The following is a 16535-nucleotide window of genomic DNA, read 5'->3' as shown; positions in this document are numbered from 1 at the left end:
GTGGGAGTGGGCCTTAGACAAGCCACATCCCATTCGGGGGTTCTCGTTCGTTCAAGCAGGCGCGCTGCTACCAACCTCGTGGCCGGGTACAACTAGAGGCCTCACCGGTGCGCCCCGCCACGCCCGGAGCCGCGGGTAAAGGTGACCCGGGAGCGACCCGGCGCCTACCCTGGACGACTGACCGTGCCGTCGACCCCTCGGGATCTCCCTCTATGCGCCTGTCCCCCACCCTGACCGCCGCCGTCGGCGCGCTGTCCCTGCTCGCGACCACGCTGCTGCCGGTCGCGACGGCCGGCAGCGCCGCCGCGACCCCGTCACTGGTGGCCCAGGACCCCGACTCCGTCCTGACCGTCGCTCACCGCGGCGCCCGGTACGTCGCGCCCGAGAACACCCTGGTGGCGCTGAAGGCGGCGATCGACAGGGGCGTCGACTTCGTCGAGGTCGATGTGCAGCGCAGCAAGGACGGCCGGCTGGTGCTGATCCACGACAACGACCTGGCGCGCACCACCAACATCGAGAAGGTCTTCCCGAAGCGGAAGTCCTGGGCCGTCGGCGACGTCACCTACGGCGACATGAAGAAGCTGGACGCCGGGTCCTGGAAGGCCGAGAGGTACGCCGGGACGCGGATCCCGAGCCTGAAGCAGGCGCTGCGCCTGGTCCAGCGCACCGGCACCGGGATCATGATCGAGCTGAAGTCGCCGAAGCTCTACCCCGGCATCGAGTCAGAGGTCTCGGTCGCGCTGCGCCAGGTCGACGGCTACCTCGGCCGGGCGATCCGGACGGACCAGCTCGTCGTGCAGTCCTTCGACTTCGACTCCGCCCGCGCCTTCAAGGAGCTCGAGCCGCGGGTGAAGCTCGCCCTGCTCGGCACGCCGGACCCGTCCCAGCTGCCCGACCTGTCGCGCTGGGCGGACGAGATCAGCTCGCGGCACAAGACCGTCGACGCCGAGTACGTCGCGGCGGTGCACGCGCTCGGGATGGACAGCTCGGTGTGGACGGTCGACACCGAGGAGAACATGAACGCCAACCTCGACAAGGGCGTCGACGCCGTCGTCACCAACCGGCCGAACATCCTGGGCCGGGTCCTCCAGCAGCGGGGCGCCGAGACCTCCTGACCTGCGGACGGCCACGGCCCCCGTGGCAGGGACGCGAGGTCCACACCACGAGGGCCGTGCGCTGCGAGGGCCCGGACGCCCTCACCGCTCGGACGGCGGCTCAGGCCGCTGCCCGTCGACCACCTGGAGCGACGTTCCCCCGTCTCCGCTCGCCGCGCTGCCGAGCGGACCGGACGTCGCGACCACGCGGCCGCCCATGCTGTCGTCGTACGACCATGGTCCCTGCATCAGAATCTCCCCCGGTTGTCCCGAACTCCTCTGCGGTACCCGAAACGGTACGGCGATCCGCGACCCGACGGCGCAAGTTCCGGGCAAAACCCGCAACGGCAACAAAGCATGCCCCCGGTCCCGACCCGCGGGGCACGCCGCGCGCCACGGACGCGCCCGAGACGCCGGCGCGGCCGGACTAGGCTGCGGGGGTGGACGTACTGGCTCGGCACAACGTGACGGTGCACGGGCCCTCCGACGGCCGGCCGCTGCTCTTCGCGCACGGCTTCGGGTGCGACCAGAACATGTGGCGCTACGTGACGCCGGCGTTCACCGACGAGTACCGCGTGGTGCTCTTCGACCACGTCGGCGCCGGTCCCGTGGACCCGGCGGCGTACGACGTCGAGCGGCACGCGACCCTGCAGGGGTACGCCCAGGACGTGGTGGAGATCTGCGACGCGCTCGACCTCCACGACGTGGTCCTCGTCGGTCACTCCGTGTCGGCGATGATCGGCGTGCTCGCCCAGGCCGCCCGCCCCGACCGCATCGGCGCCCTCGTGCTGGTCGGCCCCTCGCCCCGCTACATCGACGACGACGACTACGTCGGCGGCTTCTCCGAGGCCGACATCTTCGAGCTCCTCGGCTCGCTGGAGAGCAACTACCTCGGCTGGTCGAGCGCCATCGCCCCGGTGATCATGGGCAACGACGACCGTCCCGAGCTGGGACAGGAGCTCACGGCGAGCTTCTGCCGCACCGACCCCGACATCGCGAAGCGCTTCGCGCGCGTCACCTTCCTGTCCGACAACCGCGCGGACCTGGCGGACGTTTCCGTGCCCACCCTGGTGCTGCAGTGCCGCGACGACGTCATCGCCCCGATCGAGGTGGGGCGCTACGTCCACGAGACGATCCCGGGCAGCGTCCTGACCGTGCTCGACGCGACGGGTCACTGCCCCAACCTCAGCGCACCCGAGGAGACGGCCGCGGCGATCGCGGACTTCCTGCGCTCCGTGCCGGCTCGCTCATGAGCGGTCCTCCCACGAGCCGGCGGGACCTGGTACCGCCGGTGTCCGAGGACGACGCCGAGGAGCTGTACCAGAACGCTCCCTGCGGCTACCTGTCCGTGACGCCGACCGGCACGATCGTCAACGTCAACGACACCTTCCTGCGCTGGACGGGCTGGGAGCGCGACGACCTGGTCGGGCGGCGGCGGTTCGCCGAGCTGCTCAGCCCGGGCGGACGGCTCTACCACGAGACCCACTACATGCCGCTGCTGCAGATGCAGGGTCAGGTGCGCGAGATCGCGCTGGAGGTCATGGTGCCCGACGGGTCGCGGCTGCCCGTGCTGGTCAACGCCGTCCTCGAGCGCGACGAGGTCGAAGCCGCCCGCGTGATCCGCATCGTGGTGTTCGACGCGACGGAGCGTCGCGCCTACGAGCGCGAGCTCCTGCGCGCGAAGGAACGGGCCGAAGACTCCGAGCGGCGGGCTCGATCGCTCGCCCGGACGCTGCAGCGCACCCTGCTGCCCCCGAGCACGCCCAGCATCCCGGGCCTCGAGTTCGCCGCGGCCTTCCGGCCCGCCGGCGAGGGCGCCGAGGTCGGTGGCGACTTCTACGACGCCTTCCAGGTGGCAGCGGACGACTGGGTGGTCGTGCTCGGCGACGTCTGCGGCAAGGGCGTCGAGGCCGCCATCGTGACCGCCCTCGCGCGGCACACGATCCGGGCGGTCGTGGTGGGGATGCACGCCCCGAGCCAGGCGCTCTCGGCGCTCAACGAGGTGCTGCTCCGCCAGGACGGCTACCGCTACTGCACCCTCGCGATGGCGCGCCTCCAGCGCCGACCGGACGGGACCTGGCACGCCACGCTGGGCTCCGGCGGGCACCCGGCGCCCCTGCTCTCCCACCCGGGCGAGGACGCGGTCCCGGTGGGAGGCGTCGGCCCGCTCGTCGGCGTCCTCGACGCCGTGGAGTTCGTCGACCGCGAGATCGACCTCCGCACCGGCGACGTGCTGACGCTGTTCACCGACGGCGTCACCGAGGCACGACGGAACCGCGAGCTGTACGGCGAGGACAGGCTGCGGCGCTGCATCCAGCGCCACAGCGAGTCCGCCGCCGCGGTGGTCGACGCGGTGCTCGCGGACGTGGTCGCCTTCCAGGGCGACAACCTGCGCGACGACGTGGCGATCGTGTCCCTGCGCCTGCTGCCGACCTGACCGGCCGCTCTCAGCCCAGCGCCAGGAGCCGGTGCACCTCGATCGGCTCGGTCTTGCCCTTGAGCTCCATCGGCCCGAGCGACTCCGTGCGCGCGGCCGGCAGCAGCGCCTTGGTCGCCGGGCCGATCGCGACGCCGCCTCCGGGCGCCTTGCCCTCGATGCGGGAGGCGGTGTTGACGGTGTCCCCGATGACGGTGTGCGTGCGCCCGCCCTCGGTGCCGAGCAGCGAGACCAGCACGGGGCCGCTGTTGATGCCGACCCGGAACCGCGGCCAGTCCGGGTGCTCGGCCAGCACCCGCGACGTCGCCTCCTGCAGCGCCAGGCCGGCCCCGGCCGCACGGGCGGCGTGGTCGGGCTGGTCGCCGCGCTTGTTGAACGTGACCATCAGCGCGTCGCCGATGATCCGGTCGATGTCACCGCCGTACTGACGCACGACCGGGGGTACGGCGACCTGGAAGAAGGTGTTGAGCATGGCCGTGACCTCGGCCGGCTCGTGCGCCTCGGAGAACGTCGTGAACCCCTGCAGGTCCGCGAACAGCACGCTCATCTCGCGCTCTCCGGCGACGGTGTCCTGGAGGTAGAGGTCCGCGAACCGCTCCTCGTGCCACTGCAAACGGGCCCCGAGGGCGACGAGCGCGAACGCCGCGAGCATCAGGACGTGCCACTCCCACCAGGACAGCTGCCAGTTGCGGGCGAAGACGACCGCCACCATCGCCTCCGCGAGCAGCACGAAGGCCGAGAGCATCGACAGCAGCATGAGCGAGGGCCGGAGCAGCCACAGCCGCAGGTAGCGCGCGGCGGCGACGCCGTACAGCAGGATCGCGACCAGCGCCAGCGGCCCGAGCAGGCCCCCCGCCTGCTCGGGCACGACCTGGTCCGCCTGCAGCGGGGGCAGCTGGGCGAGCGACGCGACCGCCCACGCCGCCATCACCACGAGCAGGACGACGCGGGCCCGGCGAGCGAGCACCACCGCGCGCACGGCCCGGTCGCCGCCGAAGTCGGCCGACGACGCCACCGCGAACAGCGAGCCGATCGCGATGCCGACCGGCGTCGCGACCGCGAAGCCCGCGTTGGCCTCGTCGAGCAGGACGCCCGGCGTGGCGAGGGCGTGCAGCCCCAGGAACCCCGCCGCGGAGAGGAACGCGAGCGACACCAGCATCACGCGGGCGTCGCCACGCCGCTGGGCGGCGGTGCCGGTCGCGTAGGCGAGCACCGCGCTGAGCGCCGCCGTCGCGAGCACCAGCCAGAAGTGCGAGGGGTGGTGCTCCCAGTGCAGGTCCAGCGCGGGGCGCCGCATGAGGAGCACGAAGCCCAGCAGCGGCAGCACGAGCACGCCGGCCGAGAGGACCAGCATGCGGCGGGACGACGCGAACGGCTGCTCAGCCATGCGGCTCCTTGAACAGCTGGTGCACCTGCGAGACCACCACCGAGCCCTCCCCGACCGCGGACGCGACGCGCTTGACCGACCCGCAGCGGACGTCGCCGACGGCGAACAGCCCGGGCACCGTCGACTCGTAGGGGTACGGCGCCCGCGCGAGCGGCCAGCTGCCGGCCGACGCGGCGTCGGCGCCGGCGAGCACGTAGCCGAACCGGTCGCGCCCGACGTCGTCGGGCAGCCATGCGGTGCGCGGCTCGGCGCCGATCATCACGAAGAGGCCGTCGGCCCGGATCGTCTCCTCCGCACCCCCGTTGCGGTCGCGGACGACCACGTGGTCGAGGCGTGGCGACCCCCCGCCGCCCACGACCTCGCTCGCCAGGCGGACCCCGATGTTGCCGGTCGCGCCGACCGTCTCGACCAGGTAGGACGACATGCTCTCGCCGAGGTCGTCGCCCCGCACCACGAGCGTCACCTGCTCGCAGTAGCGCGCGAGGTGCAGCACCGCCTGGCCGGCGGAGTTGCCGCCGCCCACGACGACCGCGTGCAGCCCGGTGAGACCCTGCGCCTCGGACACGCTGGCGCCGTAGAACACGCCGGCGCCGGTCAGCGCCTCCAGGTCGGGCACCCCGAGCCGGCGGTAGCTCACACCCGTGGCCAGCACGACCGCCCGCGCGGTGACGTCGCCGACGCCGCCGATCGTGGCGGTGAAGACACCGTCCGGGCCGGGCTTGAGCTGCTCCACCTCGCGCATGAAGAGGAAGTAGGTGCCGAACACCCAGGCCTGCTGGTAGCCGCGCTGGGCAAGCTCTGCGCCGCCGATCCCGCGGGAGAACCCGAGGTAGTTGCGGATCAGCGAGGACGACCCCGCCTGGCCGCCGAGCGACTCGCGCTCCACGACGAGCGTGCGCAGCCCCTCCGACGCGCCGTACACGGCGGCGGCCAGGCCCGACGGTCCCCCACCGACGACCAGCAGGTCGAAGTCGCGCTGGTCCCGGGGCAGCGTCGTCGCGACGCCCCACGCCTCGGCGACCTCGACGTCGGTCGGGTCGAGCAGCACCTTCCCGTCGAGGGCGGCCATCCAGACGAGCACCTCGGCGTTGGAGCGGTCGAAGCCGACCAGGTCGACGTACCGGAGGACGTCCTCGGCGTCGGCCGAGCCCTTCTCGCGGAAGGCGTGCGGGATGCCGTTGCGGGTGAGCAGGCTGCGGATCTGCGACGCGCGCACCGACGTGCGCTCGGCCACGACCACGACCTCGCGGAGGTTGGTGGGGTCGCTGCGCGACCACTCCTGCACGAACTCCGCGACCGTCCGGTGGAACAGCTCGTCGCGGTTGATCCACGGCTTGAGCACGTAGTAGGAGATGTCGCCGACCGCCATCGACTGGAGGATCGTGCGGGCCGCGTCGCGGTCGGCCCACGAGCCCCAGTCGACGAGCATCGCGCGCCGCGCGTCGGGGTGGTCGCTGCGCAGCCGGGTGAGGACCTCCGCGCGCGGCCCCTCATCGAGCGCGTAGTCCACCAGCGCCACCGCGACGCGCTGGCCCAGGTCCCGGCAGTCGTCGAGCACCCGCTGCGCGTCCGCGCAGGTGCGCTCGCCGCGCACCCGGAACTCCGTGCCGAAGGCCTGCTGCAGCTCGTGCTCGACGCGGTCGAGCTGCTGAGGGTCCGGCACGACCGCGAGCAGCACGGGCCGCAGCCGCGCCGTGCCCACCTGGATCTCCGACGCGTCCATGGCGCGACGGTAGGGCGGCCGGCCCGGCGCGGGCGACGCGTATTTTTCGGGCGTTCCCGCTGAAACCGGGGTGCATGGCGCAGCGGGTTCGCCGAAGCTTTACCCCTGCTGCTCGAGCAGCCGGACGCTGTGGACCAGCCCGGTCGCCGGGCGACCGGCCAGGCGGGCCAGGTCGTCGCCGGGCAGGTCGAGCGCGCCGTCGCGGATGTTGCCGTCGAGGGCGACGACGAACCCGGCGGTGCCCTCGTCGAGGCCGGCAGCGATGAGCGCGGCCAGGTGCTCCGCGGGAGTCAGGTCCTGGTGGACGACGTCGCGGCCGAGCACCTCGGCGAACGCCGCGGCCAGGTCGGCATAGGTCCAGGCGGTGTCGCCGCCGAGCTCGTACGTGGCTCCCTCGTGGCCCTCCGTCGCCAGCGCGCCGGCGATCGCGGCGGCGTAGTCGCGGCGGGTCGCCGAGGCGACCCGACCCGCGCCGGTGCTGGAGGCGACGACGCCGGTCTCGGCGGCCCGGGCCAGGTCCTGGGCGTAGTTCTCGATGTACCAGTTGTCGCGCAGGATCGTGAACGGTAGCCCGCTGGCGCGGATCTCCTCCTCGGTCCGCGCGTGGTCGGGCGCGAGCACCAGCGGGGTGTCGCCGGCGCGCGGCGCGCTGGTGTAGGCGATCCGGGCGACGCCGGCCTTGCCCGCCAGCGCGACCGCGTCGACGTGCTGCTGGACCCGGTGGGCGATGTCGTTGGTGGAGACGAGCAGGAACACGTCGCCGGCCTCCAGGACGTCGGCCAGGGTGTCCGGCTCGTCGAGGTCGACGTGCGCGACCCGGACGCCGCGCTCGGCGAGGTCGGCGACCTTGGCGAGGTTGCGGCCGGTGGCCACGACCCGATCGGCCGGGACGCCGCGGGCGAGCAGCTCCTCCACGACGAGGTGGCCGAGGTGGCCGGTGGCGCCGGTGACGACGTAGCGGGGAGACGGTGCGGACATGGGTCCTCCGGTGGGATGGAAGGGGTGGACGGGCTTTCACCCGTGCCCAACCCCGGCAGACGGAGTACCCTTCCCGATGTCCGGTACCCACTTCCAAGTGCGGTACCCACCTCCAGGTAAGTAGGTACGCCATGGCCGCCCGGACCGTCGAGCCCGCCGCGTCGACCCCGCCGCTTCCGTTCATGGCGGCCAGTGCCGACTGCCCCTACCGCGCGATGTTCGAGCACATCACCAGCAAGTGGGGCGTCCTCGTGCTCGTCCAGCTCTCGCACGGCACGCTGCGCTGGGCGGAGCTGCGGCGCTCGATCGAAGGTGTGACCGAGAAGATGCTGGCCCAGACGCTGCGCACCTTGGAGGCCGACGGGCTGGTCCGGCGTGAGGCGCTGCCCGTCGTACCCCCGCACGTGGAGTACTCCCTCACCGCCGACGGGCACGACGTCGTCGCCCGGCTGACGCCGGTGCTGGAGTGGCTGCACACGTACGTCGACCGCCGGGACTGAGCGCGGCCGTGGCGCTCTCCGTCTGCCTGTTGCTCGACGAGCGCGCCGACCGCGCCGTCCGGGCGCTGTGGCAGCGGCTCGAGGACGTCGGCGTCGGCTCGCTGCTGACCCACACCCACGGCCGGCACCGGCCGCACCTGACCCTCGCGTCCCTGCTCGACGCCACACCCGCGACGCTGCCGGTGCTGCGGGACCGGCTCGCGCCCTGCCGTGACGCCGCCTCCCTGACGCTGCGGTTCGACGCCCTCGGCATCTTCCGGCGCAGCCGCTGCTGGTTGGTGCCGGAGGCCTCCCGGCCCCTGCTCGACCGGCAGGAGCAGGTGGCCGGCATCGCCGCCTCGACCGACGCCATGCTGCACCGCAACTACGCGGCCGGCGCCTGGACCCCGCACCTCACGCTCGCCCCGCGGCTGCACCTCGACCGGCTGCCGGTCGTGGCCGGGCTGGCCTTCGACATCCTCCCGGTCGACGCCGCTCTCGGACCGCTCGTCGTCGTCGACACCACGACGGGCGACGTGCACGCGGTGTGAGGCCGGTTCCTACGATGGCCACCGTGCGAGCGGTCCGGTACGACGCCTACGGCGCGACGCCCTGCGTGGTCGACGTCCCCGACCCGGTCTGCCCGCCCGACGGCGCGGTCGTCGAGATCCGGGCGACCGGCGTGTGCCGGTCGGACTGGCACGCCTGGCAGGGGCACGACCCGGTGCCGCTGCCGATGGTGCCGGGGCACGAGCTCGCCGGCGTCGTCGTCGAGGTCGGCCCGGAGGTGACCACGCGCCACGTCGGCGAGCGCGTCACCGTCCCGTTCGTGTGCGGCTGCGGCCGCTGCGCCTGGTGCGCGGGCGGTGACGCGCAGGTGTGCCCCGACCAGCAGCAGCCCGGCTTCACGATGCCCGGCTCGTTCGCCGAGCGGGTCGCGCTGCCGGCCGCCGACCTCAACCTCGTGGTCCTGCCCGACGCGATCGGGTTCGTCGCCGCGGCGTCGCTGGGCTGCCGGTTCGCCACCGCGTTCCGCGCCCTCACCGCGCACGGCCAGGTCGCGCCCGGCCGGCACGTCGTGGTGCACGGCTGCGGCGGCGTCGGGCTGTCGGCGGTCCTGCTCGCCAAGGCGCTCGGCGCCCACGTCGTCGCCGTGGACCTCTCCCCCGCGGCGCGCGACCTCGCCCGCGACCTCGGCGCCGACGTCGTCGTCGCGGCCGGGCCGGACGCCGTACGCCGGGTGCACGAGGCCACCGACGGTGGGGCCCACGTGTCGCTCGACGCCGTGGGCTCCTCGGCCACCGCTGTCGCGTCGGTCGACTCGCTCCGCCCGCGCGGCCGGCACGTGCAGGTCGGCCTGCTGCTCGGCGAGCACGCCGCCCCTCCGCTGCCGATGGGCGCGGTCGTCGCCAAGGAGCTCTCGATCCACGGTTCGCACGGCATGGCCGCGCGCGACTACCCCGCGATGCTCGACCTCGTCTCGTCCGGCGCCGTCGACCCGCTGCGCCTCGTCGGCCGCACGATCCCGCTCGCCGACGCCGGCCACGCGTTGGCCGCCATGAGCGCCCCCGCCGCAGGCGCGGGCATGACCGTCGTCGACCTGGACCTGGCGTGAGCGCCCCGTCGCGGCCGTCGTTCGTGCTGCACGACCACCGCAAGCCGCAGCCGCACTTCGACCTGCGCCTCGAGGCGGACGGGGTGCTCCGCTCGTGGGCGGTGCCCAAGGGCCTGCCGACCGACCCGCGCCGCGACCGCCTCGCGGTGCCCGTCGACGACCACGAGCTCGACCACCTGACCTACGAGGACGACGAGAAGACGATCGCCGACATCGGCTGGTGGGAGGACGAGGGCAGCAACGACAAGCGGCTGCTGTTCACGCTGCACGGGCGGGACGGCTCCGTGCGCTACGCGCTGATCGACACCGGCTCCGACTGGCTCCTGCACCGCACCAAGGACCAGCCGGGACACTAGGCTCCCGGCATGGGACGCAGCGTCTACGTCGCCTCCGCCGAGGGCTTCTCGGGCAAGTCCACCGTCGCGCTCGGCCTTCTCGAGCAGCTGTCGCGCCGGGTCGGCAAGGTCGGGGTCTTCCGGCCGGTCGTCCGGTCCGGCAGCGACTCCCCCGACGGCCGCGACTACGTGCTCGACCTGCTCACCTCCCACGAGGCGGTGACGCTGAGCTACGAGGAGTGCGCCGGGGTCACGTACGACGACGTGCACAAGGACCCGACGGCGGCGCTGGACCGGATCGTCGAGCGCTACCACGAGGTCGCCGATGTGTGCGACGTCGTGGTGATCGTCGGCACCGACTACACCGACGTCGGCAGCCCGACCGAGTTCTCCTACAACGCCCGGCTGGCCGCCAACCTCGGCGCCCCGGTGCTGCTGGTGCTCAACGGCTACGGCCGCACCCCCGACGAGCTCCGCACGATGGCCGCGGTCGCGGTCGCGGAGCTGCGTGCGCAGCACGGGACGCTCCTCGCCGTCGTCGCCAACCGGGTGGACGCCGCCGACGTGCTGGCCGACGCCGAGGCGATCACCGTCGACAGCGCGCTCGCCTACGCCCTGCCCGAGCAGCCGCTGCTCAGCGCTCCGTCGCTGGCCGACCTGATGCGCGCGTGCGGCGGCAGCCTCGTCAGCGGCGACGAGAACCTCCTCGGCCGCGAGACCACCGGGCTCGTGGTGGCGGCGATGACGCTGCCCAACGTGCTCGACCGGTTGTTCGAGGGCGCGGTCGTGGTCACCCCGGGAGACCGGCCGGAGATCGTCCTGGGCGTGATCACGGCCCACCTGTCCACCGGCTTCCCGCAGATGTCCGGCATCGTCCTCAACGGCGGGCTCAGCCTCCACGAGCAGGTGTCCCGGCTGCTCGACGGACTCGGCACCACCATGCCGATCGTCGAGACCGACCTCGGCACCCACGCGACCACCACGGCGCTGAACAGCGTGCGGGGCCGGCTCACCAAGGACTCCCCGCGCAAGGTGCAGACCGCCATCCAGCTGTTCGCCGAGCACGTCGACGGCGAGACGCTGCTCGACCGGTTCGAGGTCGCGCGCACCGACGCGGTCACGCCGCTGATGTTCGAGCACCAGCTCGTCGACCGGGCCGGCGCCGACAGGAAGCACATCGTGCTGCCCGAGGGTGACGAGGAGCGGGTGCTGCGCGCGGCCGACATCCTGCTGCGACGCGGCATCGTCGACCTCACCCTGCTCGGCGACCCGATCCGGGTCAACGCCGCCGCGGCCGGTCTCGGCGTCGACATCTCCGGCGCCCGGCTGGTCAGCCCGCAAAACGCGGAGCTCGTGGACCGGTTCGCGCGGGAGTACTACGAGCGCCGCAAGCACAAGGGCGTCGAGCTCGGTGACGCCCGCACGCTGGTCACCGACGTGTCCTACTTCGGCACGCTCATGGTCGAGCTCGGCCTCGCCGACGGCATGGTGTCCGGGGCGGTGCACACCACGGCGCACACGATCCGGCCGGCGCTCGAGATCGTGAAGACGACGCCGGGGGTCTCGGTCGTGTCGTCGGTGTTCTTCATGTGCCTGGAGAACCAGGTCCTCGTCTACGGCGACTGCGCGGTCAACCCCGACCCGACCGCCGAGCAGCTCGCCGACATCGCCGTGTCGTCCGCGCGCACCGCCGCGGCCTTCGGCGTCGAGCCTCGCGTGGCCATGCTGTCCTACTCCACCGGTACGTCGGGCGCCGGGACCGACGTCGAGAAGGTCTCCGCGGCCACCGCACTGGTCAAGCAGAAGGCGCCCGACCTGCTCGTCGAGGGACCGATCCAGTACGACGCCGCCATCGACGTCGCGGTCGCCCGCACCAAGCTGCCCGGCTCGGAGGTCGCCGGCCGCGCCACCGTGTTCGTCTTTCCCGACCTCAACACCGGCAACAACACCTACAAGGCCGTGCAGCGCTCGGCCGGCGCCGTCGCGATCGGGCCGGTGCTCCAGGGTCTGCGCAAGCCGGTCAACGACCTGTCCCGCGGCGCCACCGTGCGCGACATCGTCAACACGGTGGCGATCACCGCGATCCAGGCCCAGGGAGAGGGGCACGACGCATGAGCGACCTCGTGCTGGTGGTCAACGCCGGCTCGTCCTCGCTGAAGTACTCCCTCGTCGACGCCGCCACCGGCGACGAGCCGGCCGACGGGATCGTCGAGGCGATCGGCGAGGACCGGGGCGCGCTCACGCACCGCGGTCCGTCCGGCGAGCACACCGACAAGCGCGCCTTCACCGACCACGAGGACGCGCTGCGTGCGGTGCTCGACGCGTTCGAGCAGCACGGTCCCGCTCTCGCCGACGCCGACATCCGCGCCGTCGGGCACCGCGTGGTGCACGGCGGCGAGCTGTTCTCGGAGCCGACGGTCGTCGACGACGCCCTGCTCGCCGCCGTCGAGGAGCTCGTGCCGCTCGCGCCGCTGCACAACCCGGCGAACCTCGAGGGCCTGCGCGTCGCCCGCCGGCTGTTCCCGGACCTGCCGCAGGTGGCGGTGTTCGACACGGCCTTCCACGCCACGCTGCCCGAGCACGCCTACACGTACGCCGTACCCAAGGCGTGGCGGGACGAGCACCACGTCCGCCGCTACGGCTTCCACGGCACGTCGTACGCCTTCGTCTCGCAGGCCGCCGCCGACCTCCTCGGCAAGCCGGTCGAGGACACCAACCTGGTCGTGCTGCACCTCGGCAACGGCTGCTCGGTCACGGCCGTCGAGGGCGGCCGCTCGGTCGAGACGTCGATGGGCCTGACCCCGCTCGAGGGCCTCGTCATGGGCACCCGCTCCGGCGACCTCGACCCGGCCGTGCCCGCGCACCTCAACCGCCAGCTCGGCTGGTCGCTGCTCGACATCGACCGCGCGCTCAACAAGGAGTCCGGCCTCAAGGGCCTCTCCGGGGTCAACGACTTCCGCCGGCTCACGGAGCTGCGCGACGCCGGCGACGAGGACGCGCGGCTGGCGTTCGACGTCTACGTGCACCGGATCAGGAAGTACGTCGGCGCCTACTACGCCGTGCTCGGCCGCGTCGACGCGGTGGTGTTCACCGCCGGCGTCGGCGAGAACTCCCCCTCGGTCCGCGCCGCCGCGCTCGCAGGACTCGACAGGCTGGGCATCGTCGTCGACGACGGCCGCAACGAGGCCCGAAGCCGCGACGCCCGCGCCGTCTCCCCCGACGGCGCCGACGTCGCCGTGCTCGTGGTGCCCACCAACGAGGAGTGGGAGATCGCCCGCCAGACTCTCGCCGTCATCTAGCGCGAGAGGCCACTTTCCGACCGACACGCCCGGCGTGTCGGTCGGAAAGTGGCCTGTCAGCGTCCTGCGAGCTGCACCGACAGCACCGGCGCCAGCGGCCGGCTCGCGAGCAGCAGCGCCTGGTAGGCGTGGTACACGTCGGGCTTGCCCTGCCAGGTCGTCGCGGCCGGCCGGTTGTGCTCGTCGAGCTCGTGGTGCCACGAGCCGAGGTCGCGGTCGACGAGGTACGTCGCGACGTACTCCTCGAGCACCCGCTGCCAGTCGGCGTACGACGCCTCACCCGTGCGCCGGTGCAGCGCCGCCGCGGCCGCGAGGCCCTCGGCGTGCACCCAGTGCATCCGGCTGCGGACCACGGGGTGCCGCTGCCAGTCGACGGTGTAGACGAAGCCGGGCTCGAGGTCCACGGTCCATCCGACCTCGGTGGCGGACTCGAACAGCGACACGGCGTCCTCGAGCAGCCAGGCCGGCGGCTCCGCGACGGTCGCCTCGAGGTGCAGCAGCAGCCGCGACCACTCCAGCAGGTGGCCGGGCGTGCAGCCGAAGGGGCGGAACTGGTCCGCCGGGTCGTCGGCGTTGTAGTCGGGCAGGGCGACCCAGTCGGCGGTGAAGTGCTCGGGCAGCAGGAAGTCGTGCTCGCGCGCGACGCCGTGGACGAGGTGCTCGGCGATGCCGAGCGCGGTGTCGTGCCGGCGCCGGTCGCCGGTGACGTCGCCGGCGGCGAGCAGCGCCTCGACCATGTGCATGCTGGAGTTCGCGCCACGGTAGGCCTCGCCCGGCCCCATGTCGGGTGCGAGCGCGTCGACGACCCGGCCGTCGCCGTCGAGGAAGTGCGTGTCGACGACCTCCAGCGCCTCGTCGAGCAGCGCCTCGCCGCCGCGCACACCCGCCACCGTCGCGCTCGACCCGGCCAGCACCACGAACGCGTGCGCGTACGCCGCCTTGGTGGCGTCGACGACGCGCCCGTCTGCCGACACCGCGGCGTACCAGCCGCCGTGCTCGGCGTCGCGCAGCGGGCCGGCGAGCGCACGGACACCGTGCGCCGCCAGCCCGGCCGCGTCCCCGACCGCCTGGAGGTGGGCGAGCGAGAACACGTGCGTCATGCGCGTCGTGATCCAGGTGTGCACGTGCTGCGCGAGGTCGGGCACCCCGCGGTCGTCGAGCCACGCGAACCCGGCCGGCGTGGCGGCAGCCCCCCGGGCGAAGTCGAGCAGCCGCAGCAGCTCAGCGGCGGCGTCGACCCGCGCCACCTGCGCGGTCATCCCTTGACCGAGCCCGCCATCAGCCCGCCGACGAAGTAGCGACCGAGCAGGATGTAGACCAGCAGCGTCGGCACGGAGGCGATCAGCGCTCCCGCCATGCTCGCCGAGTAGTCCTGGAGCTGGCCGCTGGCCAGGAAGTTCAGCGAGATGGTGACCGGCCCGTTGCGCGAGTTGGAGAAGAACAGCGCGAACAGGTAGTCGTTCCACGCCGACGTGAACTGCCACATCAGCACGACCACGAACGCCGGCATCGAGATCGGCAGGATGATCGACGCGTAGGTGCGCAGCAGCCCGGCCCCGTCGACGCGGGCCGCCTCGATCAGCTCGTGCGGCACGCCGGCGTAGTAGTTGCGGAAGATCAGCGTCGTGATCGGCAGGCCGTAGACGACGTGGAGCAGGATCAGGCTGGGTACGCCGGACGGCACACCGAGCGACTGCACGAGCTGCACCAGCGGGATCATCACCGCCTGGTACGGGATGAACATGCCGAACAGGATCAGCGTGAACACGATGTCGGCACCCGGGAACCGCCAGCGCGACAGCACGAAGCCGTTCATCGAGCCGATCAGCGCCGAGATGATCGCGGCCGGGATGACCATCGAGAACGTGCGGACGAGGGCCGGGGCCAGCGTCTCCCACGCGCGCTGCCAGCCGGCGGTCTCCCACTCGGTGGGCAGCCGCCAGGCACGGGTCGGCGTCGCGTCGCCGATCCCCTTGAAGCTGGTGACGAACAGGACGTACGCCGGCATCAGCACGATGCACAGGAACACTAGGAGCAGGGCGTACTTCAGGGTGCGCATGGCCACGGCGTTGCCGGAGGCGGGACGGACGGGAGCGGTGCCCTTGGCCTCGGGCAGCGCCTCGGTGGTGACGGCGGTGCTCATCGGCGACGCTCCTGTCGGTAGGTGGCCACGAGGTAGGGCACGATCAGCACCGCCACGATGAGCAGCAGCACCGTGCCGATGGCCGCGGACTTGGCATAGTCGCCGCGCGTGAACTCCACCCACATCTGGGTGGCCGGCACCTGGGTCGTGTAGTTGGTCTGGCCGGCGATCGCCATGATCAGGTCGAAGACCTTCAGCGACATGTGGCCGATGATGATGGTCGCCGAGAGCGCGACCGGGCTCAGCTGCGGGAACAGCACGTGCCGGTAGAGCTGCCACTCCGACGCCCCATCGATGCGGCCGGCCTCGCGCAGCTCCTCGGGGATGCCCCGGAAGCCGGCCAGGAACAGCGCCATCACGTAGCCGGTCAGCTGCCACACCGCCGGGAGCGCGATCGCCATGATCCCGAAGCGCTGGTCGGTCCACCACGGGTTCTGCAGGAACCCGAGCCCGAGCGACTCGAACAGCCGGTTCAGGCCCGACGCGCGGTCGCCCTCGGCGTTGTTCAGCAGCCACCGCCACACCACGCCCGAGGCGATGAAGGAGACGGCCATCGGGAAGAGGTAGACGGCGCGGAACAGGGACTCGCCCCGGGCGCCGCGCTCGAGCAGCCACGCCCACAGGAACCCGAGGACCAGCGTCCCGACCAGGAACGTGCCGGTGTAGAGGACCAGGTTGCGCAGCGAGTAGATGAACGTGTCGTCGGAGAACAGTGCGGTGTAGTTCTCGAACCCGACGTAGCCCTCGGCCGGACCGCGGGTGTGCCGGTCCTGGAACGAGGTGTTGAGGTTGGCGCCGATCAGGCCGTAGACGAACACGCCGAGGACGATGATCGTCGGGGTGATCAGCAGCAGGGGCGGTCCCCAGGTCCGGTACCCCTGCCGCGGCTTCGCGGGGGTCTGGGTGCTCATGGGTGAAGCCTTTCGTCGGTGGTCGACCTTTGTCGAGACCGCGCCGGTAAGGCGGCGGAAGGACGGTGGCGGCCGTTGCGCGAGGCAGACGACCGCCACCGTGTTCCTGGGGTCGTGCCCCCGGCAGCGCTGGG

Annotated in this window: 16 protein-coding genes; 9 read left to right on the top strand and 7 right to left on the bottom strand. The window is 72.7% G+C overall.

Annotation, left to right across the window (positions count from 1 at the left end):
* Positions 1-212: 212 nt before the first annotated feature.
* The gene (locus ETU37_RS22155) at positions 213-1115 is read left to right on the top strand and encodes a glycerophosphodiester phosphodiesterase (protein WP_129989489.1); all 903 of its coding nucleotides are present in this window, start codon (positions 213-215) and stop codon (positions 1113-1115) included.
* A gap of 81 nt (positions 1116-1196) precedes the next feature.
* On the opposite strand, the gene ETU37_RS23385 is transcribed toward ETU37_RS22155, so the two are convergent.
* Complete coding sequence (locus tag ETU37_RS23385) at positions 1197-1343, bottom strand: hypothetical protein (protein ID WP_165372642.1); 147 nt, start codon at positions 1341-1343, stop codon at positions 1197-1199.
* A 191-nt stretch (positions 1344-1534) separates the two neighbouring features.
* On the opposite strand from ETU37_RS23385, the gene ETU37_RS22150 reads away from it, so the two are divergent.
* Together ETU37_RS22150 and ETU37_RS22145 are read left to right on the top strand one after the other, a co-directional pair.
* A complete protein-coding gene (locus ETU37_RS22150; protein WP_129989488.1) occupies positions 1535-2347 on the top strand; it encodes an alpha/beta fold hydrolase in 813 nt (270 codons plus the stop codon).
* Complete coding sequence (locus ETU37_RS22145) at positions 2344-3531, top strand: SpoIIE family protein phosphatase (protein WP_129989487.1); 1188 nt, start codon at positions 2344-2346, stop codon at positions 3529-3531. Before ETU37_RS22150 ends, ETU37_RS22145 begins: the two co-directional genes overlap by 4 nt.
* A gap of 10 nt (positions 3532-3541) precedes the next feature.
* Here the strand turns inward: ETU37_RS22145 and ETU37_RS22140 are convergent, their stop codons facing one another.
* The 3 genes from ETU37_RS22140 to ETU37_RS22130 form a co-directional block, all read right to left on the bottom strand.
* The gene (locus ETU37_RS22140; RefSeq protein ID WP_129989486.1) at positions 3542-4918 is read right to left on the bottom strand and encodes an adenylate/guanylate cyclase domain-containing protein; all 1377 of its coding nucleotides are present in this window, start codon (positions 4916-4918) and stop codon (positions 3542-3544) included.
* On the bottom strand, positions 4911-6641 hold the full coding sequence (locus ETU37_RS22135; protein WP_129989485.1) for an NAD(P)/FAD-dependent oxidoreductase: 1731 nt from the start codon (positions 6639-6641) through the stop codon (positions 4911-4913). Before ETU37_RS22135 ends, ETU37_RS22140 begins: the two co-directional genes overlap by 8 nt.
* A gap of 99 nt (positions 6642-6740) precedes the next feature.
* Positions 6741-7619, bottom strand: a complete 879-nt coding sequence (locus ETU37_RS22130; protein WP_129989484.1) for an SDR family oxidoreductase — start codon at positions 7617-7619, stop codon at positions 6741-6743.
* A 131-nt stretch (positions 7620-7750) separates the two neighbouring features.
* Between ETU37_RS22130 and ETU37_RS22125 the strand changes: the two genes are divergently transcribed.
* The 6 genes from ETU37_RS22125 to ETU37_RS22100 are packed head-to-tail and all read left to right on the top strand — an operon-like array spanning position 7751 to position 13347.
* On the top strand, positions 7751-8119 hold the full coding sequence (locus ETU37_RS22125; RefSeq protein ID WP_129989483.1) for a winged helix-turn-helix transcriptional regulator: 369 nt from the start codon (positions 7751-7753) through the stop codon (positions 8117-8119).
* 8 nt (positions 8120-8127) lie between these two features.
* Positions 8128-8649 (top strand): 2'-5' RNA ligase family protein, encoded by a 522-nt coding sequence (locus tag ETU37_RS22120; protein ID WP_129989482.1) that lies wholly within the window; start codon positions 8128-8130, stop codon positions 8647-8649.
* A 14-nt stretch (positions 8650-8663) separates the two neighbouring features.
* Positions 8664-9713 (top strand): zinc-binding dehydrogenase, encoded by a 1050-nt coding sequence (locus ETU37_RS22115; RefSeq protein ID WP_240755891.1) that lies wholly within the window; start codon positions 8664-8666, stop codon positions 9711-9713.
* Positions 9710-10069 (top strand): DNA polymerase ligase N-terminal domain-containing protein, encoded by a 360-nt coding sequence (locus ETU37_RS22110; protein ID WP_206054117.1) that lies wholly within the window; start codon positions 9710-9712, stop codon positions 10067-10069. The genes ETU37_RS22115 and ETU37_RS22110 overlap by 4 nt, the downstream gene beginning before the upstream one ends.
* Before the next feature lie 9 nt (positions 10070-10078).
* A complete protein-coding gene (pta, locus tag ETU37_RS22105) occupies positions 10079-12163 on the top strand; it encodes a phosphate acetyltransferase (RefSeq protein WP_129989480.1) in 2085 nt (694 codons plus the stop codon).
* Positions 12160-13347: an acetate kinase gene (locus ETU37_RS22100; RefSeq protein WP_129989479.1), complete on the top strand. Its 1188-nt coding sequence runs from the start codon at positions 12160-12162 to the stop codon at positions 13345-13347. Before pta ends, ETU37_RS22100 begins: the two co-directional genes overlap by 4 nt.
* A 56-nt stretch (positions 13348-13403) precedes the next feature.
* Here the strand turns inward: ETU37_RS22100 and ETU37_RS22095 are convergent, their stop codons facing one another.
* Genes ETU37_RS22095 through ETU37_RS22085 form a run of 3 tightly spaced genes read right to left on the bottom strand, consistent with a single transcriptional unit; the run spans position 13404 to position 16401 of the window.
* The gene (locus ETU37_RS22095) at positions 13404-14606 is read right to left on the bottom strand and encodes an AGE family epimerase/isomerase (RefSeq protein WP_129989478.1); all 1203 of its coding nucleotides are present in this window, start codon (positions 14604-14606) and stop codon (positions 13404-13406) included.
* Positions 14603-15490, bottom strand: a complete 888-nt coding sequence (locus ETU37_RS22090; RefSeq protein WP_129989477.1) for a carbohydrate ABC transporter permease — start codon at positions 15488-15490, stop codon at positions 14603-14605. The genes ETU37_RS22095 and ETU37_RS22090 overlap by 4 nt, the downstream gene beginning before the upstream one ends.
* The gene (locus ETU37_RS22085) at positions 15487-16401 is read right to left on the bottom strand and encodes a carbohydrate ABC transporter permease (RefSeq protein WP_129989476.1); all 915 of its coding nucleotides are present in this window, start codon (positions 16399-16401) and stop codon (positions 15487-15489) included. Before ETU37_RS22085 ends, ETU37_RS22090 begins: the two co-directional genes overlap by 4 nt.
* Between the last annotated feature and the right edge of the window lie 134 nt (positions 16402-16535).

This window comes from Nocardioides iriomotensis, assembly GCF_004168035.1.
GTDB classification, from domain to species: domain Bacteria; phylum Actinomycetota; class Actinomycetes; order Propionibacteriales; family Nocardioidaceae; genus Nocardioides_B; species Nocardioides_B iriomotensis.
The sequence above is the reverse complement of the archived record's forward strand: the minus strand, read 5'-3'. Positions and strand labels throughout refer to the sequence as shown.